Genomic DNA, 1,001 nt, shown 5'->3' with positions numbered 1-1,001 from the left:
TCGGTGCTGTTTCAGTTACGGGATCTGCGGGCGGTGTGTTGGTTGTGGTATCTGTCGGTGCTGTTTCAGTTACGGGATCTGCGGGCGAAGCTATGGTCGTAGGTAATAAAGTAGAGTCAGTTGCTGATGTGTTCCCCACCGGAATATCTGCGAGGCTTGTTACATTCACTATGACAGAGGTTGCTATACTTCCCGCAGAAGCATTAATAACTGCGGTACCTGGTGACACTCCAATAATGTTACCTGTGCCATCGACTTGCGCTATATTCGCATCATTACTTGTCCAAACGAGGGGGGGATTATCCATTGTATCAATAGGGGAGTAAATGATAGCGGTTTTAGCATCAATAGATTCACCTATCTTCAAATTAATATCGGTGGTACTGAAACTAATAGACTCTAATTGGACTATCGATCCGCTCATTTCAATGCTGTCTATCGCATCCCCAACATTTCCCGTTGATACTGCATCACTTGTTTCTGCATAAGCACCACCTACGTGAACAAACATCACCATCCCAATAACTGCAAAAAAAATCCAGAAAATCTTCTTGATCATTTTAGCATCTCCTGCCTTTCAAAAAAAACCTTAGGAGATAGAGGTATTGGCATACTGGTATAAACCTATTTTTATGAATAAATTGAGATGGTATCCCCTCCATTCATACGTTCATCCGTTTATCTACAGGATCGAGTGGCCACAATTTTACCGACAAAATAAAAATTTGGATCTTCCGAAAATGGGTATTTTTGATGGAAATCTTATAACTGGGTGACTTCTCATCAAATGATGTCCGGAATATCCCTAAATTTCAAGGTACATGTTAACACAACAGCCTTCCCATCCCCTTTCTGTATACCTACATTATACAAAAAAAAAAGAAGAAAACAAAAATATACTGTATCTTTATAACTTCTTTTAACACCACTTTACAACTTTTCACGCCCCTAAGGGCATAAAAATACAAACAACCCCAAATTTTTTGTATGATTGATTTGGA

Annotated in this window: 1 protein-coding gene; it reads right to left on the bottom strand. The window is 39.6% G+C overall.

Translation table 11 applies throughout. The annotated features are described in order from the left end of the window. A partial coding sequence (locus BMZ71_RS14605) for an Ig-like domain-containing protein (protein ID WP_177187643.1) occupies positions 1-559 on the bottom strand: 559 nt, incomplete at its 3' end. Positions 560-1,001 lie beyond the last annotated feature (442 nt).

It is taken from the genome of Trichococcus flocculiformis (assembly GCF_900113645.1).
Lineage (GTDB): Bacteria > Bacillota > Bacilli > Lactobacillales > Aerococcaceae > Trichococcus > Trichococcus flocculiformis.
This window is presented reverse-complemented; position numbering and strand designations above follow the sequence as displayed.